This is a genomic window from Arthrobacter sp. 131MFCol6.1 (assembly GCF_000374925.1).
In the GTDB taxonomy this organism is placed as follows: domain Bacteria; phylum Actinomycetota; class Actinomycetes; order Actinomycetales; family Micrococcaceae; genus Arthrobacter.
In genome coordinates this window covers 23,028-48,616 of record NZ_KB895559.1, presented here as the reverse complement: position 1 = coordinate 48,616, position 25,589 = coordinate 23,028, and the positions used below count along the sequence as shown (strand labels likewise).

At 66.7% G+C, this 25,589-nt stretch carries 24 protein-coding genes; 15 read left to right on the top strand and 9 right to left on the bottom strand.

Going from position 1 to position 25,589, the window contains the following annotated elements:
- Positions 1–49: 49 nt before the first annotated feature.
- From manD to C566_RS0120095, 6 genes are all read left to right on the top strand, one after another.
- Positions 50–1,279 carry a D-mannonate dehydratase ManD gene (gene manD, locus C566_RS0120125; RefSeq protein WP_018776156.1) on the top strand — a complete coding sequence of 410 codons (1,230 nt, stop codon included), beginning with the start codon at positions 50–52 and terminating at the stop codon, positions 1,277–1,279.
- 25 nt (positions 1,280–1,304) lie between these two features.
- Complete coding sequence (locus C566_RS0120120; protein ID WP_051082385.1) at positions 1,305–3,602, top strand: gluconokinase, GntK/IdnK-type; 2,298 nt, start codon at positions 1,305–1,307, stop codon at positions 3,600–3,602.
- A gap of 637 nt (positions 3,603–4,239) precedes the next feature.
- Positions 4,240–4,488 carry a hypothetical protein gene (locus C566_RS0120115; RefSeq protein WP_026266893.1) on the top strand — a complete coding sequence of 83 codons (249 nt, stop codon included), beginning with the start codon at positions 4,240–4,242 and terminating at the stop codon, positions 4,486–4,488.
- A 78-nt stretch (positions 4,489–4,566) separates the two neighbouring features.
- Positions 4,567–5,022 (top strand): hypothetical protein, encoded by a 456-nt coding sequence (locus tag C566_RS0120110; protein ID WP_155846957.1) that lies wholly within the window; start codon positions 4,567–4,569, stop codon positions 5,020–5,022.
- A 720-nt stretch (positions 5,023–5,742) separates the two neighbouring features.
- Positions 5,743–6,027 carry a hypothetical protein gene (locus tag C566_RS0120100; protein ID WP_018776151.1) on the top strand — a complete coding sequence of 95 codons (285 nt, stop codon included), beginning with the start codon at positions 5,743–5,745 and terminating at the stop codon, positions 6,025–6,027.
- A 254-nt stretch (positions 6,028–6,281) separates the two neighbouring features.
- On the top strand, positions 6,282–7,529 hold the full coding sequence (locus tag C566_RS0120095; RefSeq protein ID WP_043467564.1) for an FAD-dependent oxidoreductase: 1,248 nt from the start codon (positions 6,282–6,284) through the stop codon (positions 7,527–7,529).
- A gap of 90 nt (positions 7,530–7,619) precedes the next feature.
- Here the strand turns inward: C566_RS0120095 and C566_RS0120090 are convergent, their stop codons facing one another.
- Genes C566_RS0120090 through acsA form a run of 5 tightly spaced genes read right to left on the bottom strand, consistent with a single transcriptional unit; the run spans position 7,620 to position 13,205 of the window.
- Positions 7,620–7,862 (bottom strand): acyl carrier protein, encoded by a 243-nt coding sequence (locus tag C566_RS0120090; protein ID WP_018776149.1) that lies wholly within the window; start codon positions 7,860–7,862, stop codon positions 7,620–7,622.
- 13 nt (positions 7,863–7,875) lie between these two features.
- Positions 7,876–9,258, bottom strand: coding sequence for a dihydrolipoamide acetyltransferase family protein (locus C566_RS0120085; protein ID WP_018776148.1), 1,383 nt, complete (start codon positions 9,256–9,258; stop codon positions 7,876–7,878).
- On the bottom strand, positions 9,251–10,231 hold the full coding sequence (locus C566_RS0120080; RefSeq protein ID WP_018776147.1) for an alpha-ketoacid dehydrogenase subunit beta: 981 nt from the start codon (positions 10,229–10,231) through the stop codon (positions 9,251–9,253). The genes C566_RS0120085 and C566_RS0120080 overlap by 8 nt, the downstream gene beginning before the upstream one ends.
- The gene (gene pdhA / locus C566_RS21890) at positions 10,228–11,298 is read right to left on the bottom strand and encodes a pyruvate dehydrogenase (acetyl-transferring) E1 component subunit alpha (protein ID WP_018776146.1); all 1,071 of its coding nucleotides are present in this window, start codon (positions 11,296–11,298) and stop codon (positions 10,228–10,230) included. Before pdhA ends, C566_RS0120080 begins: the two co-directional genes overlap by 4 nt.
- Entirely contained in the window at positions 11,295–13,205 is a 1,911-nt protein-coding gene (gene acsA / locus C566_RS21885) for an acetate--CoA ligase (RefSeq protein WP_018776145.1), read from the bottom strand. Before acsA ends, pdhA begins: the two co-directional genes overlap by 4 nt.
- A 111-nt stretch (positions 13,206–13,316) precedes the next feature.
- Between acsA and pyrE the strand changes: the two genes are divergently transcribed.
- The 4 genes from pyrE to C566_RS0120050 all read left to right on the top strand — a co-directional run bounded on the left by pyrE (position 13,317) and on the right by C566_RS0120050 (position 16,617).
- The gene (gene pyrE, locus C566_RS0120065; protein ID WP_018776144.1) at positions 13,317–13,901 is read left to right on the top strand and encodes an orotate phosphoribosyltransferase; all 585 of its coding nucleotides are present in this window, start codon (positions 13,317–13,319) and stop codon (positions 13,899–13,901) included.
- Between the two features lie 96 nt (positions 13,902–13,997).
- A complete protein-coding gene (locus C566_RS0120060) occupies positions 13,998–14,807 on the top strand; it encodes a GAF and ANTAR domain-containing protein (protein WP_018776143.1) in 810 nt (269 codons plus the stop codon).
- Positions 14,808–14,902: 95 nt separating this feature from the next.
- On the top strand, positions 14,903–15,448 hold the full coding sequence (locus C566_RS0120055; protein ID WP_018776142.1) for a hypothetical protein: 546 nt from the start codon (positions 14,903–14,905) through the stop codon (positions 15,446–15,448).
- 140 nt (positions 15,449–15,588) lie between these two features.
- Positions 15,589–16,617, top strand: coding sequence for a thioesterase domain-containing protein (locus C566_RS0120050; RefSeq protein ID WP_026266891.1), 1,029 nt, complete (start codon positions 15,589–15,591; stop codon positions 16,615–16,617).
- Between the two features lie 24 nt (positions 16,618–16,641).
- Here the strand turns inward: C566_RS0120050 and C566_RS0120045 are convergent, their stop codons facing one another.
- Positions 16,642–17,496 (bottom strand): HAD-IIA family hydrolase, encoded by an 855-nt coding sequence (locus C566_RS0120045; protein ID WP_018776140.1) that lies wholly within the window; start codon positions 17,494–17,496, stop codon positions 16,642–16,644.
- Between the two features lie 53 nt (positions 17,497–17,549).
- Here C566_RS0120045 and C566_RS0120040 point away from each other — a divergent pair, with 53 nt between their 5' ends.
- The 4 genes from C566_RS0120040 to C566_RS0120025 all read left to right on the top strand — a co-directional run bounded on the left by C566_RS0120040 (position 17,550) and on the right by C566_RS0120025 (position 20,942).
- On the top strand, positions 17,550–18,221 hold the full coding sequence (locus C566_RS0120040; protein WP_018776139.1) for a TrmH family RNA methyltransferase: 672 nt from the start codon (positions 17,550–17,552) through the stop codon (positions 18,219–18,221).
- Positions 18,222–18,353: 132 nt separating this feature from the next.
- Positions 18,354–19,286, top strand: a complete 933-nt coding sequence (locus tag C566_RS0120035) for a hypothetical protein (protein WP_018776138.1) — start codon at positions 18,354–18,356, stop codon at positions 19,284–19,286.
- Positions 19,287–19,494: 208 nt separating this feature from the next.
- The gene (gene fbaA / locus C566_RS0120030) at positions 19,495–20,514 is read left to right on the top strand and encodes a class II fructose-bisphosphate aldolase (protein WP_018776137.1); all 1,020 of its coding nucleotides are present in this window, start codon (positions 19,495–19,497) and stop codon (positions 20,512–20,514) included.
- Between the two features lie 2 nt (positions 20,515–20,516).
- Complete coding sequence (locus C566_RS0120025; RefSeq protein ID WP_018776136.1) at positions 20,517–20,942, top strand: DUF3151 domain-containing protein; 426 nt, start codon at positions 20,517–20,519, stop codon at positions 20,940–20,942.
- A gap of 205 nt (positions 20,943–21,147) precedes the next feature.
- On the opposite strand, the gene C566_RS0120020 is transcribed toward C566_RS0120025, so the two are convergent.
- Together C566_RS0120020 and C566_RS0120015 are read right to left on the bottom strand one after the other, a co-directional pair.
- Positions 21,148–21,780 (bottom strand): uracil-DNA glycosylase, encoded by a 633-nt coding sequence (locus C566_RS0120020; RefSeq protein WP_018776135.1) that lies wholly within the window; start codon positions 21,778–21,780, stop codon positions 21,148–21,150.
- A gap of 185 nt (positions 21,781–21,965) precedes the next feature.
- The gene (locus C566_RS0120015; protein WP_018776134.1) at positions 21,966–23,174 is read right to left on the bottom strand and encodes a cobalamin-independent methionine synthase II family protein; all 1,209 of its coding nucleotides are present in this window, start codon (positions 23,172–23,174) and stop codon (positions 21,966–21,968) included.
- A 336-nt stretch (positions 23,175–23,510) separates the two neighbouring features.
- Between C566_RS0120015 and C566_RS0120010 the strand changes: the two genes are divergently transcribed.
- Positions 23,511–24,800 (top strand): adenylosuccinate synthase, encoded by a 1,290-nt coding sequence (locus tag C566_RS0120010; protein ID WP_018776133.1) that lies wholly within the window; start codon positions 23,511–23,513, stop codon positions 24,798–24,800.
- 85 nt (positions 24,801–24,885) lie between these two features.
- Here C566_RS0120010 and C566_RS0120005 read toward each other — a convergent pair whose 3' ends face one another.
- The gene (locus tag C566_RS0120005; RefSeq protein WP_018776132.1) at positions 24,886–25,560 is read right to left on the bottom strand and encodes a GntR family transcriptional regulator; all 675 of its coding nucleotides are present in this window, start codon (positions 25,558–25,560) and stop codon (positions 24,886–24,888) included.
- Positions 25,561–25,589: the final 29 nt, after the last annotated feature.

Below are 25,589 nucleotides of genomic sequence, written 5' to 3'. Positions count from 1 at the left end.
TGGCGCCGGGCAATTAAGACATCCCCGTTAGAGCAGATAAGGACCTGTTGTGAAAATCATTGCCGCTGAAGTGTTCGTCACCAGCCCCTCCCGGAACTTCGTGACCCTGCGGATCACCACCGAGGACGGGGTGACCGGGATCGGGGACGCGACCCTGAACGGGCGCGAGCTGGCCGTGGCCGCGTATTTGAAGGAGCACGTCGCGCAGCTGCTGATCGGCAAGGACCCGCACCGGATCGAGGACACCTGGCAGTTCCTGTACCGGTCCTCGTACTGGCGCCGCGGGCCGGTCACGATGGCCGCGATCGCCGCGGTGGACATGGCGTTGTGGGACATCAAGGGCAAGCTCGCCGGGATGCCGGTCTACCAGCTCCTGGGCGGGGCGTCCCGGAACGGGCTGCGCGCCTACGGGCACGCCTCCGGCGCGGACCTGCCCTCGCTCTTCGACTCGGTCCGCGAACACCTGGAGCTCGGGTACAAGTCGATCCGGATCCAGACCGCGGTCCCCGGGATCAAGGCCGTCTACGGCGTCGCGGCCCAGGCCCAGGCCTCCGGGGAGCGGTACGACTACGAACCGGCCGGGCGCGGCGCGTTCCCGCAGGAAGAGGACTGGGACACCCGCGCCTACCTCCGGCACCTGCCGACCGTGTTCGAGGCGGTCCGGAACGAGTTCGGCCCGGAAATCCCGTTGCTGCACGACGGGCACCACCGGATGACCCCGATCCAGGCCGCGAAGCTGGGCAAGGCGCTCGAACCCTACGACCTGTTCTGGCTCGAGGACTGCACCCCGGCCGAAAACCAGGAGGCCCTCCGCCTGGTCCGGGCGCACACCACCACCCCGCTGGCGATCGGCGAGATCTTCAACACCGTGTACGACTACCAGGCCCTGATCAAGGAACAGCTGATCGACTACGTCCGGGCCGCGTCCACGCACTTCGGCGGGATCAGCCCGCTGAAGAAGGTCATGGACTACGCCGCGCAGTACCAGATCAAGTCCGGCTTCCACGGCCCCACCGACATCTCCCCGGTCGGGTTCGCCGCGCAGCTGCACGTGGGCCTGGCGATCCACAACTACGGGATCCAGGAATACATGCAGCACTCGGACAAGACCAACGAGGTCTTCGAACAATCCATGACCTTCGTCGACGGCTACCTGCACCCGGGCGACAAGCCCGGCATCGGCGTCGAATTCAACGAAGAAGCCGCCGCCGCGTTCCCCTACCAGCAGGCCTACCTGCCCTACAACCGCCTCGTCGACGGCACCGTTCATGACTGGTGATCCGGCCATGACTGGTGACCCGGCCATGAAAAGTACCCCGGCCACGACCGGTGAGCTAAAGCCCGCCGGTGCCGGCCGCCGCCACATCGTGGTGATGGGCGTGACCAGCTGCGGCAAAAGCACCGTGGGCGCGGCCATCGCCGACCGTCTCGGCGCGGAATTCCTCGACGGCGACTCGCTGCACCCGCAGTCGAACATCGACAAGATGGCCTCGGGTACCCCGCTGGACGACGACGACCGGGCACCCTGGCTGGCCGAGATCGGCAGGCGCTTCGCGGCGTCGGGCTCCGGCCTGGTCATCGCGTGCAGCGCGCTCAAGCGTTCCTACCGCGACATCATCCGCAGCGGGGACTCCTCCGTGGTGTTCGTGCACCTGCACGGGACCCGGGACCTGCTCAGCAGCCGCATGGCCGCGCGCCCGGGGCACTTCATGCCGCTCTCGCTGCTGGATTCGCAGCTGGAAACCCTGGAAGAACTCCAAACCGACGAAGCGAGTGTTGTAGTGGATATCGCCACGCCAGTGAACCAGATCGTTGACGACACCGTTGCGGCCCTTGACGGGCTGCAGGGCGGAGCCACCCGGTTCCTGGTGGACCTGAAGGCCGCGCCGTTCAACCTCGACGATGCCGCGATTGCGTGGGTGGAGTCCACCATCGGCTCCATGTCGGACGAGGAAAAGATCGGCCAGCTGTTCATCAACCACAACAACGACTACTCCCCGGAATACCTCGACGGTGTCCTGGAGCAGTATCACGTGGGCGGCATGCGGTACCGGCCGGGGCCGTCGGCCGAGGTGCAGGAACACATCCGCTACGCGCAGTCCAAGACACGGGTGCCGCTGCTGATCGCGTCGAACCCCGAAATGGGCGGCGCCGGCAGTTGCGACGACGGGACGTTCGTCTCGACCCACCTGCAGGCTGGCTCGCATCCGGACAAGGGCATCGCCCGCCAGATGGGGCGGGTTGCCGGGGTGGAGACAGCCGCGCTGGGCTGCAACTGGGCCTTCGCGCCCATCGTGGACATCCACTACAACTGGCGCAACACCGTCATCTCCACCCGGGCCTTCGGCAACACCCCGGAAATCGTGGTGGAACGGGCCAAGGAGTACTTCGACGGCATCAGCGAATCGCCCACCGTGTGCGCCATGAAGCACTTCCCCGGTGACGGCCTGGACGAACGCGACCAGCACGTGGTCACGTCCTACAACACGTTCGGCTACGAGCAGTGGAACCAGACCTACGGGCACGTGTACCGGGAGATGATCGGGCACGGCGTGCAGTCCATCATGGTCGGGCACATCGGCGCGCCGGACCTGTCACGGCATTTCCGCCCCGGCCTCACGGCGCAGGACATCCTGCCCGCGACCCTGGCGCCGGAACTCCTCCAGGACCTGCTGCGCGGCGAGCTCGGCTTCAACGGACTGATCCTCACCGACGCGTCCCAGATGATCGGCCTCACCCAGGCCATGAAGCGCAGCGAGCTGGTCCCGGCCACCATTGCGGCCGGGTGCGACATGTTCCTGTTCTTCCGAAACCCGGCCGAGGACTTCGGCTACATGCTGGACGGCTACAAGTCCGGCGTCATCACCGAGGCGCGGCTGCATGATGCCCTGCGCCGGATCCTGGCCCTCAAGGCCTCGCTCGGACTGCACCTGAAGTCCCGCGACGCGCTGGTTCCGCCGGCGGAGGCGCTGGCACGGATCGGCAGCGAGGCGCATTTGGCCATCGCCGCCGAAGTTGCGGACAAGACCGTCACCCTGGTGAAGGACACTGCGCAGAACCTGCCCATCACCCCGCAGACGCACAAGCGGATCCGGCTGTACGGCATTTCCGGCGGCGCGGACTTCACCATGGCGGATCCTCTGGCCTACCTCGATGTGGTGGCCGGGGAACTGGAGCGGGCCGGTTTTGAGGTGCACCTCTTCAAGACGGCGGCGCAGCGCAAGGCGGCAGGGGAGGAAGGCGTGAATTTCATGTCTGTCATCTCCGAGGAAGCCACCGGGGACTACGCGGACAAGTATGACGCCGCGTTCGTGTTCGCCAATGTGAAGGGCTTCGCGCAGGAGGCCGCGATCCGGATCAAGTGGTCCACGCCGATGGCCGCCGAGATCCCCTGGTACACCACCGAGGTCCCCACGGTGTTCGTCTCGCTCAACCAGCCGAACCACCTCATTGACGTGCCGATGGTCAAGACCGCCATCCACGCCCACGCGGGCACGCCGGCAGCCATCCGGGCCGCGATCGAGAAGATCCAGGGCAAGTCGGAGTTCCAGGGCACGTTCAACGAGAACGTCTTCTGCGACTCCTTCGACACCCGGCTCTAAGCGAATTACCCCCGGATTCTAGGGGTTTTAGAGCGGACTCCCTGCTGACTGAATATCCCCAGTCCGCGGGGAGTCCGCGGGAGTCCGCAAAGCCTCATCCAGGAGGCCTGCCGCGGGTGCGGAGCAGCAACGCGTCCGGCTGCTATTCGGCCCAGGCATCCCCGCGGCCATTCTTGGCGATCAAATGGACGGTCACGAAGTTGACCTATCCAATGAGACATTGGCCGCGTTTTTTGAACAGTCCAACGGTCAGGACGGCTGATCGGACAGGCTTTACCAGCTAGCCCCCTGCCCGCTTGCGACTTGCAGGGTGCTGCAAGAGGCCTAGTCGAGGCGCCCTTGATGCCAGTGTTACCCGTGTGGTTATACTCATGGATTGGGGGCGCCGTAGACGGTGTATGTCGGAAGCGTTCAGCAGCCAAAACTATCTGCCAACCACCGACAGGAGGTGCGGGGAACCGTGCCAGCATTGAAACGATCGATCTTCCGTAAAGCGGCAGCCGCTGCCGCCCTATCCGTTGCACTGGGAGCTGGAGCACTCACCGCGGCGGCCCCGGCGAGCGCCGCAACCTGTCCACCGGTATTCAATAGGTGCCCCTCGTCATGTGCCGACACTACCGCGAGTTGCACAGCCGGCGTGTCCACCGTGTACGTCACCCCGGGAACAATCTTGGGGGCGAACACGTATGGCTGGCCCAAGGGCACCAAGCTGGAATACCGCTGGTTCTTGAATGGCGAAGTCTTTGCGGGCGGCTGGCATGAAACCACTAGGGTCTGGGGGCCTCCGGGCCCTTACGGCAAAGGCGATAAGTACGTCGTCCGCGTCAAGGGCACGTTGAATGGCCAGGTCAGCTACCGGTTCAGCAGAACGTACACCGTCCGCTAACCACCACGCACAGAGAACCCCCGTCAGTCATCACGACTGGCGGGGGTTTTGTCGTTCCTAGTAGCTAGTGTGTCGCCCGTGGTGAAGATTGATGTCGAAGCAGTAGGCCGGATGCTGGCAGGCGGCAAGCACAAGGATCGGCCCGGCTACCATTTGGTCATGGCAAGCTTCACGCTCGACGGCGAAACGTTCGAGTACCTGAAACCGGATCCGGGGCACCAGGCGGAAGAAACCAAGTCCTGGGAGTACGGCAACTATCCAAAGGTGCTAGCTAGCCTGCCGCTGGCTGCCGGCGGCACCGTGAGTGTCTACGCTGTCGCTGAGCGCTGGAACCCGTCGCACATCCTTGTGAGCTGGGCTGACGACGGGCGGCACTCGCATTGGGCCTGGATCCCCGCCGGCAACGTGGAGCGCGTGACCGATTCGGACTGGGATATTGAGGAGTATCGGCGGTCCCCCGAACATCTGCGCGGAATCCGCGGGGGAAACCGTCTGCCGGATTCCTGCCATCATGAAAGAATCGTTCGCGATTGAATCTTCTAAGGGGCGCCCTGAGCCTATTTATTCCGCCTAATTGGGTTAAGATTCCCTCGGGCCACCGTGGCCGATTGATATTGGGGGAATAACCGTGAAATTTGCTTTTCGCAGCGCTGCCGTAGCGGCCGTACTCGCCGGGTCTTCGCTAATGCTCGTGCCATCGGCCAACGCAGCAACTGTCGCAGAATCGACGGCGTCCACGAGGTGCGGGGCCGTGGTGTGGGCCAACCAGAGTGGCTGGGCTACAGGCACCAAGCTCAAATTCCGCTGGTTCCGTAACGGTGTCCGCATTTCCGATGTTTGGATCGGCGGCTACAAGACCCGGTCGGCCGATTGTGGGAAGACGGTAACCGTCACCGTAACCGGCACCAAGGACGGCAAATTGATCACCAAGTCAGGTGGCACGTTCAAGGTTCGGTCACGAGCATTGAGTAGCCCAAACCAGTAGTAGTGATGACTGCTGGGGGTTTGTTGTCTTCCCTTAGGCGATGAACGAGGAAACCCCGTCAGTCATTAGGACTGGCGGGGGTTTTGTCGTTCCTGGCGGCTATCGTCCCGTCCGTGGTGAAGATAGATGTTGAAGCCGTGGCTGCGATGCTCGATGAGATGCTGGCAGCACCCAGCCGCTCGCCATTCGAGGATGTAGAGCCCGATTATGAGTTCCTGGATGCAGTGACTCACTGCACCTGCTCATGCCACTAGCGATAGCATCGGCGGATGACTGGCATCCCAAAGAAGAGTCCCTTTGATGAACGGACGATCACGGTCGATGAACTTGCCGGGATTCTCAGGATCCAGCCGAACACCGTGTACGCCAAGCTCCATCAATGGCCGCACATGAGGACGAGCGACAAGGGCGCGATCCGGTTCAGAGAATCCCAAGTGGAGGAGATATTCGAACTCATGACCAAGAGGCCAGTCGTCGTTGACGAGATGGCCTTGATTCGTCTTCGCCGGCAGATCGGCACAAGGGCGCAGCGCCGACGTTACGGGGGCGTGTAGTCCGCAGAAAGTCCGCAAGAAGTCCGCAAAGCGCCAATTTCAGGCAAGTCTCGCCAACCTCCAAAACCCCTAGAATCCAACGCAAACGACACATGCCAACCGTGCACTAGTACCTGAAGTAAGTTCAACGAGAACGTCTTCTGCGACTCCTTCGACACCCGGCTCTGAACCACGCTGCATTTTTGACCTGACGCGGCGCAAACCGGCGCGAAAACCCCCTCCCGCGGCACCCCGCGCAGGCGTAGCGTGGGGCCATGGAGAAGACCGGATGCGCGGTGGTGGGCGGTGGACCCGCGGGGATGATGCTGGGCTTGCTCCTGGCACGGGCCGGGGTGCGGGTGACGGTGTTGGAGAAGCACGCCGATTTTCTGCGCGACTTCCGCGGCGACACCGTGCACCCGTCCACCATCCGGCTCATTGACGAACTCGGACTCGGCCAGGAGTTCCGCCGGCTGCCGCAGAGCCGCCTGAAGAATGTCGTTTTCCCGGTCCCGGGCGGGGCGGCCGTGACCATGGGCGACTTTGACGCCCTGCCGCCGCCGTACAACTACATCGCCATGATGCCGCAATGGGATTTCCTGAGCTTCCTCGCCGACGCCGCGGCCCAGGAGCCGGGGTTTACGCTGCTCATGAGCCACACCGCCACGGGCCTGGTCCGCAACGGAGGCCGCGTCCGCGGAGTCCGCTTCCGGACCGCCGACGGCACGCAGGACGAACTCCTGGCCGACCTGGTGGTTGCCACGGACGGCCGCCATTCCGTGCTGCGCACCGCGGCCGGGCTGGCGCCAAAGGAGTTCCCGGTGCCCTTCGACACCTGGTGGTTCAGGCTGCCCCGTTATCCCTCCGAAACGGGTGAGGTGGCCGGGCTCGTGCCGGCGTTCGGCCCCGGCGAGGCGCTGCTGGCCCTGTTCCGCAACGACTACTACCAAATGGGCTACCTCGCCGCCAAGGGCGCCGACGCCCGGATCCGGGCAGAAGGCGTCGAGGGCTTCCGACGGCGGGTCGCGGCCCTCCGCCCGGACCTTGCGGACCGGGTTGACGCCATCGCGTCCCTCGATGACCTCCACTGGCTGGACGTGCGCCTGAACCGGCTGCACTCGTGGCACATCAACGGGCTGCTGTTCATCGGGGACGCCGCGCACGCGATGTCCCCGGCCGGAGGCGTCGGAATCAACCTCGCCATCCAGGACGCGGCAGCCGCCGCCGAGTACCTTGCCTCCGCGCTGCTCCGGGGCCGGGTGACCACGGCAGACCTGGAGAAAGTCGAACGGCGGCGCCGGCTGCCCACCGTCATTGTGCAGAGCGTCCAACGGCTCATGCAACACGCGATCTTCGGCCCGATCCTGACCGGGAAGCGGACAAAATTTCCGGCCGCGGCACTCTTCTTCGCCCGGCACGTTCCGGCGTTCCGCAAGATCATTCCCCGCTTCATCGCCTTTGGTCCGCGCCCCGAGCACGCACCGGCCTTCGCGCGGCGCGCCGAACCCCAGCCGCAACCGTAGCCGCACAGGGCCCCGGCCTCACCCCGTCGATTGCTCCGTAGCCGCCCTTTCGAGCCTCCAATAGGGCGTCTACGGAGCAGCGGATAGGGGTCAGCCGTGCTGCGTGAGGTAGCCGATCAGGCCCTTGACGGTGGCGACCGCAGGGTAGTCGCGCTCGGGAATGTCCACGCCGGTGGCCTTGTCGATGGTTTCCACGAGCCGCAGGAAATCCAGCGAATCGAGTTCCAGGTCCTGGCGCAGCCGGGCGTCCTCGTCGACGTCGTCAAACTCGACGTCGGGTGCCACCTCGCCGATCGCGGCGTGCACCGCCGCCCGGGCGTCCTGTTCGTTCATGGTTCCTCCGGTCTCATAAGTGCTCAGGTTCCTGTAACAGCTCGTTGATCCGGGCGAGGTAGCGGGCGCCGCGCAGTCCGTCGCTGACCCGGTGGTCTGCCGAGAGCGTGGCGATGGCAGCGTACCGGACCCCGAGCAGCCCGTTCTCGGCCCAAGGCTGTTCCATCACGCGGCCGAGCCCCACCATGGCCACCTGGGGCGGGTAGATTACGCCGTAGACACTGTCCACGCCGAGATCTCCGAGGTTGGTCACGGTCAGGGTCGGGTCGGCCATCTCGGCGCGCTGCAGTCGCCCGGCTCGGGCCCGGCTGACGAGATCCCGCAGCTGCTCCATCAGTACGTCCAGGGGCAGGGTCTCGGCGTCGTGGATCGCGGGGGCCACCAGGCCGCCCCGGCGCAGGGCCACCGCGACGCCCAGGTGCACCGCCGCGCTGGGCCGGAACCCGCCGTCGTCATAGAAGCCGTTGACCTCTGGCACATCCCTTGCCGCGAGCGCCGCGGCCTTGAGCAGGAGCGCCGATGGGACCAGCCGGGCGGCCACGGGCCGGTGCGCGTTGACGGTCTGCATCCATGCGACGGCGGCCCGCAGGTCCAGCGTGGTGCTGAGGTAGTAGTGCGGGATGGTCTGCTTCGAGCGCGTCATCAGGGCGCCGATGGCGCGGCGCAGGCTGGCCACGCGCTCGCGGGCCTCCTCTGACGGCGCCCTCCCCTTGGCCGGCGATTCCGGCGCGGATGCGACCGGACCGGGCTCCGGGGGACCCGGCTCCGGGGGGCCCGGCGTTGGAACTTTGGCGGCAGCGCCCTGCACGTCGGCCACTGTCACGGCACCGTCCGGACCGGTGCCGGTCACGGTCGAAAGCCCGATCCCGAGTTCCGCCGCGAGCCGCCGGGCCCGCGGTGAGGAACGCACCCTGCTTGTGCCGCCGGCCCGGGCCGCCATTGCGTGTTCCACGTCCGCGCGGGTGATGGCGCCGTCTTTGCCGGTGCCTTGGATCTTTCCGGTGTCCACGCCCAGCCGGTGTGCCAAATGCCGCACCGGTGGCGCGATCGGGGGGCCCAGGGCCGGGCCGGGCGCGTCCGGATGTTGCGGTTTGACCGTGTGGGCCGTCGTGGGCGCCCGCGGTGTGGGCGCCTCGTGCGCCGGAGACCCGACCTCCGCAGGGGTCTGGGTGATCCGGGCCAGCGGGGTTCCCACCGGAACGGTTTCACCGATGCCCACCAGAAGGTCTGCCACGACGCCCTCCTGGAAGGACTCCACGTCCATGACGGTCTTGTCCGTGTCCACGACCGCCACGAGGTCGCCGCGGCGCACGTAATCGCCGGGCTTGACGAGCCACTCGACCAGCTTGCCGTGCTGCATGTCCGCCCCGAGCGAGGGCATGAGGAAGTCACCCACCGGCGGCCACCGCCGTCTTGGCCGCGGCCACGACCCTTGCCGCGGAAGGCAGCGCAGCCAGCTCGAGGTGCTTGGCATAGGGGATTGGCACCTCGGCGCTGCAGACTCGGCCCACCGGCGCATCGAGGTCGAAAAACGCCTGCTCGGTGATCCGGGCGCTTACCTCGGCCGACAGGCTGCCGCTGCGCCAGCCTTCATCGACCACGACGGCCCGGTGCGTCCGGGCGACGGAAGCCAGGATGGCGGCGTCATCGAGCGGCCGGAGCGTGCGCAGGTCCAGTACCTCGGCGTCGATCCCCTCCGCCGCGAGCTGATCTGCGGCGTCGAGCACGACGGGAAGGGTCCCGCCGTAGGTGATCAGCGAGATGTCGTCGCCGGGGCGCCGGATGGCGGCCGTGACGATGTCCACCGGGCCGGCGTCGTTGGCCAGTTCACCGGGGACGTTGTACAGCGAGCCGTGCTCGAATATCAGCACGGGATCCGGGTCCTGGAGGGCCGTCCACAGCATGCCGCGGGCGTCTTCGAGGGTAGCCGGGGCGAGGATCCGCAGGCCCGGGATATGCGCGTACCAGCCCTCGAGGCTGTGCGAGTGCTGGGCGCCGAGCTGGCGGCCCGCCCCCGTGGTCATCCGGATCACCAGCGGCACGTGGAACTGCCCGCCGGACATGTGGAGCAAGGTGGCGGCGTTGTTCACTATCTGGTCCAGGGCCAGAAGGCTGAAATTGACGGTCATGATTTCCACGATCGGGCGCATGCCGCCAAGCGCGGCCCCGATCCCGGCGCCGACAAATCCCGATTCCGACAGCGGGGTATCGCGGATCCGGCCCGGGCCGAACTCCTCCAGCAGCCCCAGGCTGACCGCGAACGAGCCGCCGTAGGCGCCCACATCCTCGCCCATCAGGAACACGCGTTCGTCGCGGATCAAAGCGTCGCGGATGCCCGCCCGGAGCGCTTCACGGTAGCTGGATTTCATGGCGCCCCGGCTGCCTTCCCCGCAGGCTGCCCGGCTGCGTCCGCGCCAGTGGCTTCGTCCGCGCCGTCTCCGGCCCCGCGCTCGCTGTAGACAAAGCGGGTCAGTTCCTCCACCGGTTCCGGGGTTCCGGCCTCGGCGAACTCGACGGCGGCCGCGATCTCCGCCTGCGCGTCCGCCTGCAGCTGCTCCCACTCGGCGGGTGAGAGGTGGCCCGCGGACTCCAGCGCGGTCCGCAGCAGCGTGATCGGGTCCCGTTCCATCCACCGCGCCACCTCGTCCTTCGTCCGGTAGCGTTCGGGATCGAACATCGAGTGGGCCCGGAAACGGTAGGTCCGCAGCTCCAGGAAGTGCGGTCCGCCGCCGGAGCGGACGGCGTCCACCGCGCGGCGTGCACCCTCCTCGACGGCCAGGACGTCCATGCCGTCCACGGCCCACGCGGCGATCTCGTACCCGGCAGCCTTGAGGGCGATGTCCGTCTGCGATTCGGAACGGGCCAGCGCGGTACCCATGGCATAGAGGTTGTTCTCGCAGCAGAACAGCACGGGCAGCTGCCACAGGGCCGCCAGATTCATGCTCTCGTGGAATGCGCCTTCGGCCACCGCTCCTTCGCCGAAAAAGCACACCGTGACATTGGAGCGCCCCGCCATCTTGTCGGCCAGTGCCAGGCCGACGGCGAGCGGCAGGCCCCCGGCGACGATCGCGTTGCCGCCGAAGAAGCGGGTGGCGGCATCGAACAGGTGCATCGACCCGCCCCGGCCGCGGCAGCACCCTTCAACGTAGCCGTACATTTCGGCGAGGATCGCCCCGGCCGATACGCCCCGCAACAGCGCGTGCCCATGCTCCCGGTACGTCGCGACCACGGCGTCCTCCGGTCCCAACGACGCGAGGACGCCGGCGGCGACGGCCTCCTCGCCAATGTAGACGTGCAGGAAGCCGCGGATCTTGGCCGCACTGTACAGCTCGACGCATTTCTCTTCGAGCTGGCGCACGCGCACCATCTGCAGCAGCAGGTGCCGGCCGTGGGCCGCGTCCACAGTGCCTCCGCGCGCGCCTGCAGGGCCGGTCATTTCGGCGCCTGTTCTGTGCTGGCCTGCCCGGTGCTGGCGTGTTCTGGGCTGGCCTGCCCTGGGCTGGCCTGTTCTATGTGGGGCGGGCTTGGGTTTGGTGGGGCCGGGGGCGTCTCGATGGTGGAGGTGTCACCCTCGGGCAGGCCGAGCTCGCGGGCCTTGAGCAGGCGCCGGAGGATCTTTCCGCTGCGGGTCTTGGGCAGCGCGGTCGTGAAGTCGAGCAGCCGCGGCGCGACGGCGGGGCCCAGCCGCTTGCGGGCGAAGCCGATGATCTCCAGCGCCAGTTCCCCGGACGGTTCCCAACCGGTGCGGAGCTCGACGAAGGCCTTGACCACCTCGCCGGCCACCGGGTCCGGAACCCCGATCACGCCGGCCTCGGCCACGGCCGGGTGCTCCATGAGGGAACTCTCCACTTCGAACGGCCCGATCAGGTGCCCCGAAGACTTGATGACGTCGTCGCCCCGGCCGACAAACCAGTAATAGCCGTCGGCGTCGCGTTTGGCGAGGTCCCCGGTCAGGTACCAGCCGCCCGCGAAGCAGCGGCGGTAGCGCTCCTCCTCGTGCAGATAGCCGCGGAACATGGAGGGCCAGCCGGGCCGGAGGGCCAGTTCGCCCATCGTGTCCGGCGCCGTGACCAGCACCGCTTCGCCGTCGCGGATGACCGGCGTGCCGTCCGCCTCCCGGGCCACGAGGGCCGCCTCGACGCCGGGGAGCGGCCGGCCCATGGAACCGGGCCGGATCTCGGTGGCGGCGTAGTTCGAAATCATGATGCCGCCGGTTTCGGTCTGCCACCAGTTGTCGTGCACCGGCTGGCCGAAAGCCTCTTGCCCCCACACCACCACCTCCGGGTTGAGCGGTTCGCCGACGCTGGCGACGAAGCGAAGGGCGGACAGGTCGTGGCCCGCGGCGCGGTCGGCCCCGGCCTTCATGAGCATGCGCAAGGCCGTCGGTGCCGTGTACCAGACGGTGACCCTCTGTTCGTCGAGGATCCGATACCACCGGTCGGCGTCCATTTCCTCCTCGTCCACGATGGCCGTCACGCCGTGGCTCAAGGGTGCGATCACGCCGTACGAGGTGCCCGTGACCCAGCCCGGGTCGGCCGTGCACCAGTAGACGTCTCCGGGGTGCAGGTCCAGGGCGAAGGTGCCGGTCGCGTGGTGGGCGGTCACGGCGTCGTGCACGTGTATCGCGCCCTTCGGAGTGCCGGTAGTGCCGGACGTGAAGTGCAGCAGGGCCATGTCCTCCGGCTGGGTGGCCGCGATCTCCCCGTCTGGCGGGGCTTGGCGCATGAGGGCGGCCAGGTCCAGAGTTCCGGGCTCGGGATCGCCGTCGGCGTCGATGAGCAGGACGTGGCGCAACTCCGGGAGCTGCCCGCGCAGCTGGACGATCTTCTTGCGGTAGAGGGCCCGCGTGGTGACCAGCGCCCGGCCGGAGCCCAGGATGAGGCGCTGCCGCACGGGCTCGGGACCGAACGCGGAGAACAGCGGGCAGAACACGCTCCCGTTCTTGAACGTGCCGAGCACTGCGACGTACAGGGCGGGGCCGCGGCCGGTGAGGGAGAAGACGCGTTCCCCGCGGCCGACGCCGAGACTGCGCAGGACCCCGGCGAAGCGGTTGGTCTGTTCGGCGAGTTCGGCGTAGCCCAGGGAATGGGTGCTGCCATCGGCCCGGACAAACCGCAACGCCTCGCGGCCGGCGCCGCTGCCGGCCGCGTGCCGGTCCACCGCCTCGTAGGCGATGTTCAGTCCACGGCCTCCGGGGAGTCCGGACAGGGCCCGCCGGCCCTCATCCCAGGTGAAGGCCGCGCACGTCGCGTCATAGTCCACCAGGTTCGGCCGCACCCGGAACCTGCCGATGTCTTTGTTGATCGCAGGCCAGCGGATGGAGGGTTCGGTTCCTGCCGTCATGGTTCCATCGGACTCCCGTCTGCCGGCGCCGCCCAGAGCAAAAGGTCCCGGGACCGACATACACGGTTCCGGCTGGGAATCCGCGGCGGACCAGCCACTAAACTGGGAGCCATGACTGCCACCCGTGACTTCGCAGCCGACGCTGCCGCTGCCCGTGCCCGACTCCTGGAACTGATCAAGGAACTGGCCGTAGTCCGCGGCAAGGTCATCCTCTCCAGCGGGGCCGAGGCCGACTACTACATCGACCTGCGCCGCATCACCCTGCACCACGAGGCGTCCAAACTCGTCGGACAGGTCATGCTCTCCCTGATGGAGGACGCCGGGATCGATTTCGAGTGCGCCGGGGGACTCACCATGGGGGCGGACCCGGTCGGCACCGCCGTCATGCATGCCGCCGTCGACGCCGGCCGCCCGGTGGACGCTTTCGTGGTCCGCAAGGCGCAGAAGTCCTACGGCATGGGCCGCCAGGTGGAAGGCCCCTCGGTCAAGGGCCGCAAGGTCCTGGTCCTGGAGGACACGTCAACCACCGGCGGATCCGCGCTGACCGCCGTCGAAGGCGTCCGCAAGGCCGGCGGCAACGTGGTGGCCGTCGCCGTGATCGTGGACCGCGACACCGGGGCCAAGGAAAAGATCGAGGCCGAAGCCGGTGTTCCGTATCTCTTCGCCTTCGGCAAGGACGAACTGGGCCTTAGCTAGGGTTTCGGCGCCCGACGCCAAAGGTGGACGGGGTATGGGCCGTGACCTATCATTTGTCCCATACCCGTCCATCCTTTTATCTGGAGAACACGCGCCATGCTCCCGTCCGAAAAGTCCCTGAACAGCGGTGTGAATCGCGGCCCTGAAGGGCAGGGCGCCGACATCTCGGTGGGCACGGTCGACCAGATCCAGAACCTGATCCTGGACAGCGCGGACTTCGAAGAGTTCCTGAACGAACTCGCGCGTTTTTCCGCGCACCAGGTGGCCGGCTCCGGCGACGACGCGCTGTGCGGAATTACCCTGCTCCGGGACCGTAAGGCTGCCACGATCGGGTGGAGCAGCGACTCCGCCCGCGAAGTGGACGAGATCCAGTACTCCCTGTCCCAGGGCCCCTGCCTGACCGCCGCCAAGGAAGAACGGGAAGTCTACGTCCCGGACCTCTTCGACGAGGACCGCTGGGGCCCTGACTACGCCTCCGCCGTCGCCTCGCATGGCCTGCGCTCGGTGTTGTCGGTGCCGTTCCACCTCCAGGGCGAGGCCCAGGCGGCGCTGAACCTGTACTCCGATGTCCCGCACAAATTTGACGGCGACGTCGCGGTCCGGGCCCGCGGCTACACCCGTGAAATCTCCCAGGCGCTGCGGCTGGCAGTGAGGTTCTCGCTGCACACGGACAGTGCCACGAACCTGCGCGCCACGCTCGAATCCCGGACCGTGATCGACATGGCGATCGGGATCGTCATGGCGCAGAACCGTTGCGACCAGGAAACCGCGGTCCGCATCCTCACCGATGCCTCCAGCAACGGCAACGTCAAACTCCGCGACATCGCCGCCTCACTGGTGCAATCCGTCGGCGGAACGGCTACCCGGACGCACTACGAAGAGCCGAACCGGCGACAGGCTGGCTGAACCGGCAGCGGCCTATGACTTGTGTGCGACCACAAGCGCGGATACGCTGAATGCGGTTGAGCCGTCGGCCATAGACATCCTTATTTGGAGTACCTATGGACCAAACACTGCAAGCCCACGTCAAACTCGATGTCGTCTCCGACGTCGTCCGGATTAGTGTCCGGGGGAGCCTCACGCAAGCCTCCCGCCCCGCCCTGATGCAAATTATCCAGCGCGTTCGCCGCATGGGGATCATCTCGCACATCCGCGTCGATCTCGGCCTGGCCGCATTCGTGGAATCATCGGCGCTGGCCGGCCTGCGCAACGACCTCAACGCGATCGACGGCGGGACCCCCGGCTCGGAGGTCGCCGGCATGCCGGCCCCGGGCGGCGTCTCCCTGGAACTGACCGCGCACCGCGACGATTCCGCCGGATTGCCCACACTGGACATGGCCGGGGAATTCATGGCCTCGATCGATCCCTCAGGCACCCGGAAGCTCACCCGTTTCTCCGACGACGAACTCTTCGCCGCGAGCGACTCGGTGTTCGGCCTCCTCGATGATCCCGCTGACATGGCCCGCTCGGAACTCCTGGCGACCTATGACGAGATCGGCATGGAAATCAGCCGCCGCGAGGTTGGCCGCGAGCCCGAACCCGCGTAGCCGGCAACGGCGCCAACCGCGCTCCAACCGCGCTCCAGCGGGGCTCCAGCGGGGCTTCCAGTCTGACCTGCAGGACCGCTGTATGGTCCGGTTTCTCATCCCCGCCGAACCGTGGATACGGTAGAGATGTGCCGGCCGAGATGGATCCGAACCATCCGCGAGGCCCCGGTGCGTCCGAGGCCCGCATGCTCCGCCGCGCCGTCGAGCTTAAGCGGGTTTCCCGGCGATCGTTCCTGATCGGCGCCGGGTCCGCGTCGCTGCTGGCGGCGGACATGCTGTTCACGCAGCGCGTGCAGGCCGAGCGGCGTGCCAGCCGGATCCTCGAGGTACCTGATGACGTTGCCGAACGGTATTACCCCCACGCCAGCTGGATCCTGTTCCCCGGCTACAAAACGAGCTGGGAAGAAGCCCTGTGGATCCTGAACGCCCTGCGCGGCTCCCTGAACAAGAGGGGCCAGCTCGCCGCCGTCGGGTATTCCAACGAAGGCCTGGACATCGACGAGGTGGTCATCGCCGTGATCGAGCACGTCCGGGCCCACAATCTCACCACCCTCTACTTCTACGGCCATAGCTTCGGCGGCATGGTGGCAACCCAGGTGGCGGCCCGGCTGCGCGAACTGCACGGCGTCGAAGTGGCGTTCATCCTCCTCGACTCCAGCCCGTCGAGCCGCCACGACGTGCTGGACCAGAGCTGGTTCGAGGGCGTGGTGCTGCTCTACGAAAGCGGGTTCCGGTTCCCCACAGTGCTGCGCGGCGGCTACGAGCTCGGCGAGCGGATGCTGCACAAGAATGAGCGCAGTTGGGGCCAGGTGGTGGACCAGACCCTGGAGCAGCTGTCCCCGATCGCGCCATCCAGCGTGCTGATCCAGTCCGAATCCGCCTACATCTACCACTTTGAGGCCAGCCGTTTCATCGGGAAGCTGGGCGAAACGAAGATGGCGTTCATCGGCAACCCCCGGGACAAGACGGTGGATTACGAGACCGCCCGGGACACCTGGTCACTGTCCTTCAAAGCCAACATGGCCTCGGATGACCTGCGCACCGACGGGGCGAGGCCGGAGCATGCGAGCCCGGGCTGGAGCCCGTTCATCTACCGGCCCATCATCGAAAAACTCCAGGACGGCCTCTTCCCGCTGCCGGGCGGCGGCGGGAAGAAGACCGCGTTCTGAGGTATTGCGTTCCGGGCGTGTTGCTCAGATCTGGTTCTTGAGGTCCGCCACGGAATTCAGGATCTGGTTCGGCCGGAACGGGTACGCGGCGATATCGTCCCGGTGGGTGATGCCGCTGAGCACCAGCACCGTGTGCAGGCCCGCCTCCATGCCGGCAATGATATCCGTGTCCATGCGGTCGCCGATCATGGCCGTGGTTTCCGAGTGCGCGTCGATCTGGTTCATCGCCGACCGGAACATCATCGGGTTGGGCTTGCCCACAATGTACGGTTCCCGGCCCGTGGCCTTGGTGATGAGGGCCGCGATGGCCCCGGTGGCAGGCATGGGGCCGTCCTTCGAGGGCCCGGTGGCGTCCGGGTTGGTGGCGATGAAACGCGCGCCGGCGAGGATAAGGCGGATGGCCATGGTGATGGCTTCAAACGAATAGGTGCGGGTCTCGCCGAGCACCACGAAGTCGGGGTTCTGGTCGGTGAGGATGAAGCCGGCCTCGTGGAGCGCCGTCGTGAGTCCTGCTTCGCCGATCGTGTAGGCGCGGTTCCCCGATTCCGAGCCGCGGACCTGGTCCTTGAGGAACTGGGCCGTGGCCAGGGCCGAGGTCCAGATGTTCTCCTCCGGGATTTCCAGGCCGGAGGAACTCAGCCGGGCCGCGAGGTCCCGGGGCGTGAAAATCGAGTTGTTGGTCAGCACGAGGAACCGCTTGGAGGTGTCCACCCAGCGCTGGATCAGCTCCGATGCGCCCGGGATGGGCTGGTTCTCGTGGACCAAAACGCCGTCCATGTCCGTGAGCCAGCACTCGATTTCCTGGCCGCTGCGGTACATCGAGGCGTATGAACGGCCTTCGTCTGAATCGGTACCCTGCTCTTCGCGCTGATCTGCCATGCTGTCCTCCGCCTAAGTGTGCCGCTTCCTGTCACCCAGTCTAATGTTGAGGCGTGACTGAACCCGAGATCCCCGTCCCTTCCCTTCCCGCCGCAGAGGAAGGGCCGGAACCGAAGGCGGAGGTCGGCGTCGGACCCTGGGAAGGCGAAGTACCCCAGGGCGAGCACTGGGACCCGGACCTGCTGGCGGACGGCGACCGGCGCAACGTGGTGGACAAATACCGCTACTGGAAGCACGAGGCAATCGTGGCCGACCTGGACTCCAAGCGGCACAACTTCCACATAGCGATCGAGAACTGGCAGCACGACCTCAACATCGGCACCGTGGTCCGGACCGCCAACGCGTTCCTCGCCAAGGAAGTCCACATCATCGGACGACGCCGGTGGAACCGCCGCGGAGCCATGGTCACCGACCGCTACCAGCACGTCCGCCACCACCCCACCGTTGAGGACTTCGTGGCCTGGGCGCAGGGGGAGGGGCTGGCGATCATCGGGATCGACATCTTCCCGGACTCCGTACCGCTGGAGACCTACGAACTGCCCAGGGACTGCGTCCTGGTCTTCGGCCAGGAAGGCCCGGGCCTGACCCCAGAAGTCCACGAAGCGGCGCTGGACACCCTGTCGATCGAGCAGTTCGGCTCCACCCGCTCCATCAACGCAGCCTCCGCCGCCGCGATCGCGATGCACGCCTGGATCCGCCGCCACGTGTTCGGCCAGCACGTCTAACTCCCGCCGAAATGGCACTTCGCGGCGGTGTCGGCGCTCGGCATCGCCGCGAAGTGCAATCTCGGTGCCGCGACCGGAGGCCAGCCTGTGGATAACCGTCCGCGGCGGACTCCCATCGGGCAGAATCTGGGCATGCACAGGGCTCAGCTCCCCGAACACCTGACGGCCGGTTCGTTCTCACTGCGCATGTCCGACAAATCTGGCGTCAGCAGGACGCGCACGGAGGCCAAGGACCTTGCCACCGTTTCCCGGGGCATCCGTGTTCCTTTGGACTCCGGCGCCAAGGGTGCCGCGGCGTTGCAGGCGTACACGGAACTGGACGACTCTTCGGCACTGACCCACGTTTCCGCCGCCCGGGTCTGGGGCGCCGCGCTCAGCTGGCGGCTGGAGGATGACTGGCGTGTCCACCTTGGCCGTCGTTCTGGACTCAGCATGCCCCGCCGGGTCAATGTCGTGGGACACCTGATGACGCTCCTTCCCGGCGAGCTCGTGGAGTACGACGGCGTCAGGCTCACCTCGCCTGCCCGGACCTGGCTCGATCTGGCGTCCATGGCCGGCGTCGATGAACTGGTCGTGGCGGGCGACTCCCTGGTGTGCTTCCACGGTCCTGAGTTCCCGGCGCTGCGCGAACCACTGTGCACTGTGGCGGAGTTGCGCGCCATAGTTGCGGACCACCCCGGGGCAAGGGGAATCCGTGCGGCGCGAGCGGCCCTGGAGCTCATCAGGGTCGGCGCCGACTCCCAGCCCGAAACCACGATGCGCCTGGCGTTGGTCCGTGCCGGACTGCCCGAACCGGAACTGAACCATGTGCTGTGGGGAGTGCACGGAGCCCCGGTGCTGTGGCCGGATGCGGCGTACGTTCAGTGGCGTGTCTCGATCCAGTACGACGGAGCCGGCCACGCCGGCTCTGAGCAGTATCTGAGGGACATTCGCCGCGAATCATTGACACGCGAGTATGGCTGGGTTGAGGTGCGGGTGTCCAAGGACGACCTTGTTGGCGACCATCCCGCCGTCGTGCGCAAGGTTCGTGCCGCCCTCGAGAGTCGGGGCTGGCGCGCGAGGTGACATTTCACGGCAATGATTTCGCGCGACACTGCCGTGAAATGCCAACTCGACGGAACCAAGGGCCCCGGACAGGGCAGCCCGCGAGTGTTACAGGGCCCACGTGACCGGAGACACGGCCCCGGCGCAGGAATGGCTAGGATGGTTCCTAGCCGACGAGGTTCCCTCCAGGATCACCAGCCCGTAGACGAAATTCACATTAGGAGTCAGCATGCCCATTGCAACCCCAGAGATCTACTCCGAGATGATCGACCGCGCAAAGACGGGCGGCTTCGCCTTCCCGGCGGTCAACGTCACGTCCTCCCAGACCCTGAACGCCGCCCTCCGCGGCTTCGCCGAGGCCGAGTCCGACGGCATCGTCCAGGTCTCCACCGGCGGTGCGGCCTACTGGTCCGGCGCCGCCACCAAGGACATGGTTGCCGGTTCCCTCGGCTTTGCCGCGTTCGCCCGCGAGGTTGCGAAGAACTACGGCGTGAACATCGCCCTGCACACGGACCACTGCCCCAAGGACAAGCTGGACGGCTTCGTGCTCCCGCTGCTCGCCGCCTCCGAGGCCGAGGTCAAGGCCGGCCGCAACCCCCTCTTCAACTCGCACATGTGGGACGGTTCCGCCGAGACCCTGCAGGAAAACCTGCGGATCGCCCGTGAACTGCTCGAGCGCACCGCGGCCGCCAAGATGATCCTCGAAGTCGAGATCGGCACCGTGGGCGGCGAGGAAGACGGCGTCGAGAACGCCATCAACGACAAGCTCTACACCACTGTCGAGGACGCCCTGGCCACCATCGACGCGCTCGGTTCCGGCGAAAACGGCCGCTACATCACGGCGCTGACCTTCGGCAACGTGCACGGCGTCTACAAGCCCGGCGGCGTCAAGCTCCGCCCGGAGATCCTCAAGGACATCCAGGAGCAGGTCGGCGCCAAGATCGGCAAGGCCAACCCGTTCGACCTCGTGTTCCACGGCGGCTCCGGCTCCTCGGACAAGGAAATCGCGGACGCCGTCTCCTACGGCGTCATCAAGATGAACATCGACACCGACACCCAGTACGCCTACACCCGCCCGGTGGTGGACCACATGTTCCGCAACTACGACGGCGTGCTGAAGGTCGACGGCGAGGTCGGCAACAAGAAGCTCTACGATCCCCGCGTCTGGGGCGCTTCGGCCGAGGCCGGCCTGGCCGCCCGCGTGGTCGAGGCCGCCCAGCAGCTGGGCTCCACCGGCAAGACCTTCTAGCCATGTCCGACGAGTTCCGCAAAAACCTGATGGGTCCCGAACCCACGCTCCTGCCTGCCGAGAGCGAGATCTACCAGCATCTCGCGCTAGGCCAGGAAGCCGTGGACCTCGTGGCGAAGCACCCCACCTCCTCGCTCCTGTGGGCCATCCTCGCCGAGGAGGCCTGGAACGAGGGCCGCACCATCGATTCCTATGCGTACTCGCGGGTCGGCTACCACCGCGGCCTGGATTCGCTGCGCCGCAACGGCTGGCGCGGGGTCGGGCCGATCCCGTGGGAGCACGAACCCAACCGCGGCTTCCTGCGCTCCCTCTACTCGCTTGGCCGTGCGTCCGCGGCGATCGGCGAGGCCGAGGAGCCGGAGCGGATTGAAAAGTTCCTGAAGGATTCCGATCCCGGCGCGAAGGCGGCCATCGAAGCCGAAGGCTGAGGCGGGCAATCAACCCCAACGCGGGGTCACTTACGGCCCATTCCACCCCGGTGGATGGGCCGTAAGTGACCCCGCGTTGGGGTTTAAGCGACGACGGCGGGCTCCCACCCTGAGGTGGAAGCCCGCCGTCGTTCGTAATGGGTGGGTGGGCCCACGCCCGCAGGGTCCCCTGGCCGAGCTTGCGAGGCTAGGGTGCGGGTGGGGACTAGCTGGCTTTGGCCAGGCCCGTGCGGGCCATGGCATCGGCGTACGCGGTGTGCATCTCCTCCAGGTACTCTTCCTGCCGGGCCGGGGTGCCGGCGAACGCCCGGCCGCTGAGCGAGCGGACCTTGTAGGTCTTCAGGCCGCGGCGCCAGATCATGGGCACTTCGGTCTTGAGCAGCAGGTTGGCCAGGCGGTTGGCCTCGGTGCCGTGGGCCACGATCACGGAGGCGCGGGGCACGAGGGCCAGGAACTTCAGCAGCGGCTTCAGGCCCGCCGAAATCTGGTCCGGCGTGAACTTGCCGTTCGGCTCGCCGGGGACGTGCCACGGGTGGACGTTCCACGGCATGACGAATTCGGGGCGCAGGCCCAGCTTCCACTGGATGCCCAGCATGCGGGTGGCGGCCTCGTCGTCGCCGGCGGTGATGAAGCCTGACGCGTCCGCCGTGCCGATGTTGGAGTACAGGCTGATGATCCGGCACTCGTCGACGTCGTGCATGGGGTCCACGTAGGGGACAGCGGTGCCAGCTTTGGTTGCCTGGAGGACGTCAAGGAGTTCGTTGACGGGGGCGACGTTAGGTTCGTACCGGCGGCTCAGAAGCTCTTCGCGGAAATTTTCGGTGGCCAGGGCTGTCATATGTTGCTGGGTCTCCTGCGGGATTGGCAAAGCTGCCACACCGGATGCAGGCACGCCGAATACGGGCATGCGGAGCAATGGTGTGGTTTGAAAATGTGGTGTGGACCGATTCCTGGTCGATCCTTATCAGTCTATCAAGCCCCGCGAAATGCAGCGCCGGACGGGACCCTGCCGCCCCCGCGCTGCTACCAGAGCCGCTTCGTGGCGCGGCGTGCCCCTTCGCCGAGAGCCTCCAGCTTGGCGTACGCGATTTGGGGATGCACCCTGCCGCCCAGCCCGCAATCGGTGGACGCAATCACGTTTTCACGTCCCACGAGCTCGGCGAAGCGCACGATCCGGTCGGCCACGAGGTCCGGATGCTCCACAACGTTGGTGGCATGGGAGACGACGCCGGGGATGATGACCTTCCCCTCGGGAAGCTTCGCATCCTCCCAAACGCGCCATTCGTGCTCGTGCCGGACGTTGGCCGCCTCGAAGGAGTAACCGCCGGCATTGATCTGCAGGACTGAGTCGACGATGTCCGCGAAGGGGATGTCCGTGGTGTGCGGGCCGTGCCAGGAACCCCAGCAGACATGCAGCCGGATCTGCTCCTGGGGAAGGCCGCGCAGCGCCCAGTTGGTTGCTTCGACCCGGAGCTGGATGAACTTCAGGTAGTCCGCCAGGCTCGGCTCGGGGTTGATCTGGTCCCAGCTCTCGGCCAGGGAGGGGTCGTCGAGCTGGACCGTCAGGCCCGCGTCGATGATGGCCTGGTATTCCTCGCGCATCGCGTCGGCGCAGGCGTAGAGGAGTTCCTCGTCGCTGCCGTAGTACTCGTTGGCCACCCGGGCGCACGAACCGGGGGAGAGGGAGGCGATGAACCCCTCGGCGAGCCCGGCCGCGGCCAGGCCGGTCTTGAGGTTGGCAACGTCCGAGGCCACGAGCTCCTGGCCCGTGTACGTCAGCGGCCCGGCGATCTTCGGCTGCGTGACGGCCTTGCGGTGGGCCAGGATCCCGGAGGAGGGGTCGTCGTAGGCGTCCTCGAACTTCTGCCGGTCCCGCCGGTCGGTGAAGGACGTCAGGACGATGTGGCCGGGAGAGGAGCGGTGCACCCTGGCGTCGGCCCAGCGGTCCACGTCGGTCGGTTCCAGGCCGCCGAGCCTTGAAAAGGAGTAATTCCACCAGGCGCCGTAGTCCACGGAGCTGGACATCGTGTGCCCGTACTCGCCGTCATTGGGGATGTCGATGCCCAGGTCCTTCTGGTGCTGGACGACGTCTACCACCGAGGTTTCGAGCAGGTCCAGGAATTCGGGCGTGATGCCGTCAGTTTCCTTGGCCTCGTTCGCGGCGATCAGCTCCGGCGTGCGGGGCAACGAGCCAGCATGGGTCACACGGATGTGGTCGGTGGTCCGGGACATGGCGCGGTTTCCTTTCAGCCGTTCGGGATTCTCACTCCCACTCAATTCCACACCGCGCGGTCCCGCAAGAGGTGCATGCTACGTGTCGGGACGCGTCGCCCTCCCTCGCGGAAGCCGCTCTGGCGTTCACCGCCGGCCAGGCGGCGCGTCCAAGCAAGGACCCAAAGCGATGCCAGCCACCGATTTCGGCTAAACTTGGGTGGTAAGAGCCCCGGAACTCTGGCGTTGGATACGAACACAGCGATAGATTCGGGGCATTCTCATGAACGGCGCTGAGCTGCCGTGACCGCCTGGTCATTAGACGCAGTTCGGCCCGAACGAATGGGGGAGGATCCCATGCCAGCAATCGTGATCGTCGGAGCCCAATGGGGCGACGAAGGCAAAGGTAAGGCCACTGACCTGCTTGGCGGCCGCGTTGACTATGTCGTCAAGCCCAACGGCGGCAACAACGCCGGGCACACCGTCGTCGTAGGCGGTGAGAAGTATGAGCTCAAGCTCCTTCCGGCCGGCATCCTGAGCCCGAACGCGATTCCGATCATCGGCAACGGCTGCGTGGTGAACCTGGAAGCCCTGTTCCAGGAGATCGACGGACTGGAGGCCCGCGGCGCGGACACCTCCAAGCTGCGCGTCTCCGCCAACGCGCACCTCGTGGCGCCCTACCACCAGGTCCTGGACAAGGTCACCGAGCGGTTCCTCGGCAGCCGCGCCATCGGCACCACCGGCCGCGGCATTGGCCCGGCCTACATGGACAAGGTTGCCCGCCTCGGCATCCGCGTCCAGGACGTCTTTGACGCCTCGATCCTGCGCCAGAAGGTAGAAGGATCGCTGCGCCAGAAGAACGAGCTCCTGGTCAAGGTCTACAACCGCCGCGACATCGAGGTGGACGAGATCGTGGAGTACTTCCTGTCCTTCGCCGAGCGCCTCCGCCCTCTGGTGATCGACAGCACCTACGTCCTGAACACCGCCCTGGACGAGGGCAAGGTGGTCCTCATGGAGGGCGGCCAGGCCACCTTCCTGGACGTTGACCACGGCACCTACCCCTTCGTGACGTCCTCGAACCCGACCGCGGGCGGCGCCTCCGTGGGCTCCGGCATCGGCCCCACCCGGATCTCGCGTTCCATCGGCATCATCAAGGCCTACACCACGCGAGTGGGCGCAGGTCCGTTCCCGACGGAACTGTTCGATGAGATGGGCATGTACCTGCAGAAGACCGGCGGCGAGTTCGGCGTCAACACCGGCCGTCCCCGCCGCTGCGGCTGGTACGACGCCGTGCTGGCGCGGCACGCCTCCCGGGTCAACGGCTTCACGGACTACTTCGTCACCAAGCTGGACGTGCTGACCGGCATCGAGCAGATCCCGGTCTGCGTGGCCTACGACGTCGACGGCGTGCGGCACGACGAAATGCCCATGACCCAGACCGAGTTCCACCACGCCAAGCCGATCTTCGAATACTTCGAAGGCTGGACCGAGGACATCACCGGCGCCCGCACCCTGGAGGACCTGCCGGAAAACGCCCGGAACTACGTCCTGGCCCTCGAAAAGCTCTCCGGCACGCGGTTCTCCGCGATCGGCGTCGGCCCGGACCGCGACCAGACAATCGTGGTTAACGACCTCATCAACGATTAGCACCGACTGACACCAACTGACGCGTCACCAGCTGGCGCACGACGGCGGCGGGTCACCTGACAAAGGTGGCCCGCCGCCGTCGCAGTTAAGGCCGGGTCTCAGCGGGGTCCTCCGCGGACGTGAACTGCAGTGAGAGCCAGTTCTCCCGGCATGCCCTGGCGGCAGCCTCGGCGTCGCCAAGGCGGGCGAGCCGGATGATTTCGGCGTGCTGCGCCACCGATTCCCGGGCGGCAAAGGAACCGAAGCGCATCCGCTCCACCCGGCGCAGCACGGGGGTGGTTTGTTCCAGGAGTTCCTGGAGCACCGGGTTGCCGCTGACCGTGACAAAGACGGCGTGGAAATCGTCATCGGCCTGCAGCGCCGACTCGACCTCCGCGGCCTGCAGGGCCTGTTCGAAGCGCGCATTGGCCTCGGCCATGGCGGAGAGGTCATCCGCCGACAGGAGCGGGACTGCCAGGCGGGCGGCCAGTTCGTGCAGTCCTGCCACCACCTGCTGCGTGCTCAGGGTCGACGCCTGGTCGCAGGGGGCGACGATGGTCGCCTTGCCCGGCAGTGCAACGATCAGTCCGGCGCGTTCCAGCCGCAGCAGCGCCTCCCTGATGGGTGTCCGGCTCACGCCCAGCCAGGCTTCCAGTTCTGTGTCTTTCAGCCGTTCGCCGGGTTCAAACGTGCCATCGACGATCGCGTTCCGGATCGATTCAAAGACGTTGTCCCGCAGCAGCGGCCGCTTGTGGACTCCGGCGAGCGAGGGAACGGGCATGCAACATATCGTATATTGCCCTTGCCCTC

Bases quoted from the DNA above. Each gene is read 5' to 3' on its own strand.
- C566_RS0120120 (WP_051082385.1), top strand. From the start codon at position 1,305: ATGAAAAGTACCCCGGCCACGACCGGTGAGCTAAAGCCCGCCGGTGCC.
- C566_RS0120100 (WP_018776151.1), top strand. From the start codon at position 5,743: ATGACTGGCATCCCAAAGAAGAGTCCCTTTGATGAACGGACGATCACG.
- C566_RS0120095 (WP_043467564.1), top strand. From the start codon at position 6,282: ATGGAGAAGACCGGATGCGCGGTGGTGGGCGGTGGACCCGCGGGGATG.
- C566_RS0120090 (WP_018776149.1), bottom strand. From the start codon at position 7,862: ATGAACGAACAGGACGCCCGGGCGGCGGTGCACGCCGCGATCGGCGAG.
- C566_RS0120080 (WP_018776147.1), bottom strand. From the start codon at position 10,231: ATGAAATCCAGCTACCGTGAAGCGCTCCGGGCGGGCATCCGCGACGCT.
- pdhA (WP_018776146.1), bottom strand. From the start codon at position 11,298: ATGACCGGCCCTGCAGGCGCGCGCGGAGGCACTGTGGACGCGGCCCAC.
- acsA (WP_018776145.1), bottom strand. From the start codon at position 13,205: ATGACGGCAGGAACCGAACCCTCCATCCGCTGGCCTGCGATCAACAAA.
- pyrE (WP_018776144.1), top strand. From the start codon at position 13,317: ATGACTGCCACCCGTGACTTCGCAGCCGACGCTGCCGCTGCCCGTGCC.
- C566_RS0120060 (WP_018776143.1), top strand. From the start codon at position 13,998: ATGCTCCCGTCCGAAAAGTCCCTGAACAGCGGTGTGAATCGCGGCCCT.
- C566_RS0120055 (WP_018776142.1), top strand. From the start codon at position 14,903: ATGGACCAAACACTGCAAGCCCACGTCAAACTCGATGTCGTCTCCGAC.
- C566_RS0120050 (WP_026266891.1), top strand. From the start codon at position 15,589: ATGGATCCGAACCATCCGCGAGGCCCCGGTGCGTCCGAGGCCCGCATG.
- C566_RS0120045 (WP_018776140.1), bottom strand. From the start codon at position 17,496: ATGGCAGATCAGCGCGAAGAGCAGGGTACCGATTCAGACGAAGGCCGT.
- C566_RS0120035 (WP_018776138.1), top strand. From the start codon at position 18,354: ATGCACAGGGCTCAGCTCCCCGAACACCTGACGGCCGGTTCGTTCTCA.
- fbaA (WP_018776137.1), top strand. From the start codon at position 19,495: ATGCCCATTGCAACCCCAGAGATCTACTCCGAGATGATCGACCGCGCA.
- C566_RS0120025 (WP_018776136.1), top strand. From the start codon at position 20,517: ATGTCCGACGAGTTCCGCAAAAACCTGATGGGTCCCGAACCCACGCTC.
- C566_RS0120020 (WP_018776135.1), bottom strand. From the start codon at position 21,780: ATGACAGCCCTGGCCACCGAAAATTTCCGCGAAGAGCTTCTGAGCCGC.
- C566_RS0120015 (WP_018776134.1), bottom strand. From the start codon at position 23,174: ATGTCCCGGACCACCGACCACATCCGTGTGACCCATGCTGGCTCGTTG.
- C566_RS0120010 (WP_018776133.1), top strand. From the start codon at position 23,511: ATGCCAGCAATCGTGATCGTCGGAGCCCAATGGGGCGACGAAGGCAAA.
- C566_RS0120005 (WP_018776132.1), bottom strand. From the start codon at position 25,560: ATGCCCGTTCCCTCGCTCGCCGGAGTCCACAAGCGGCCGCTGCTGCGG.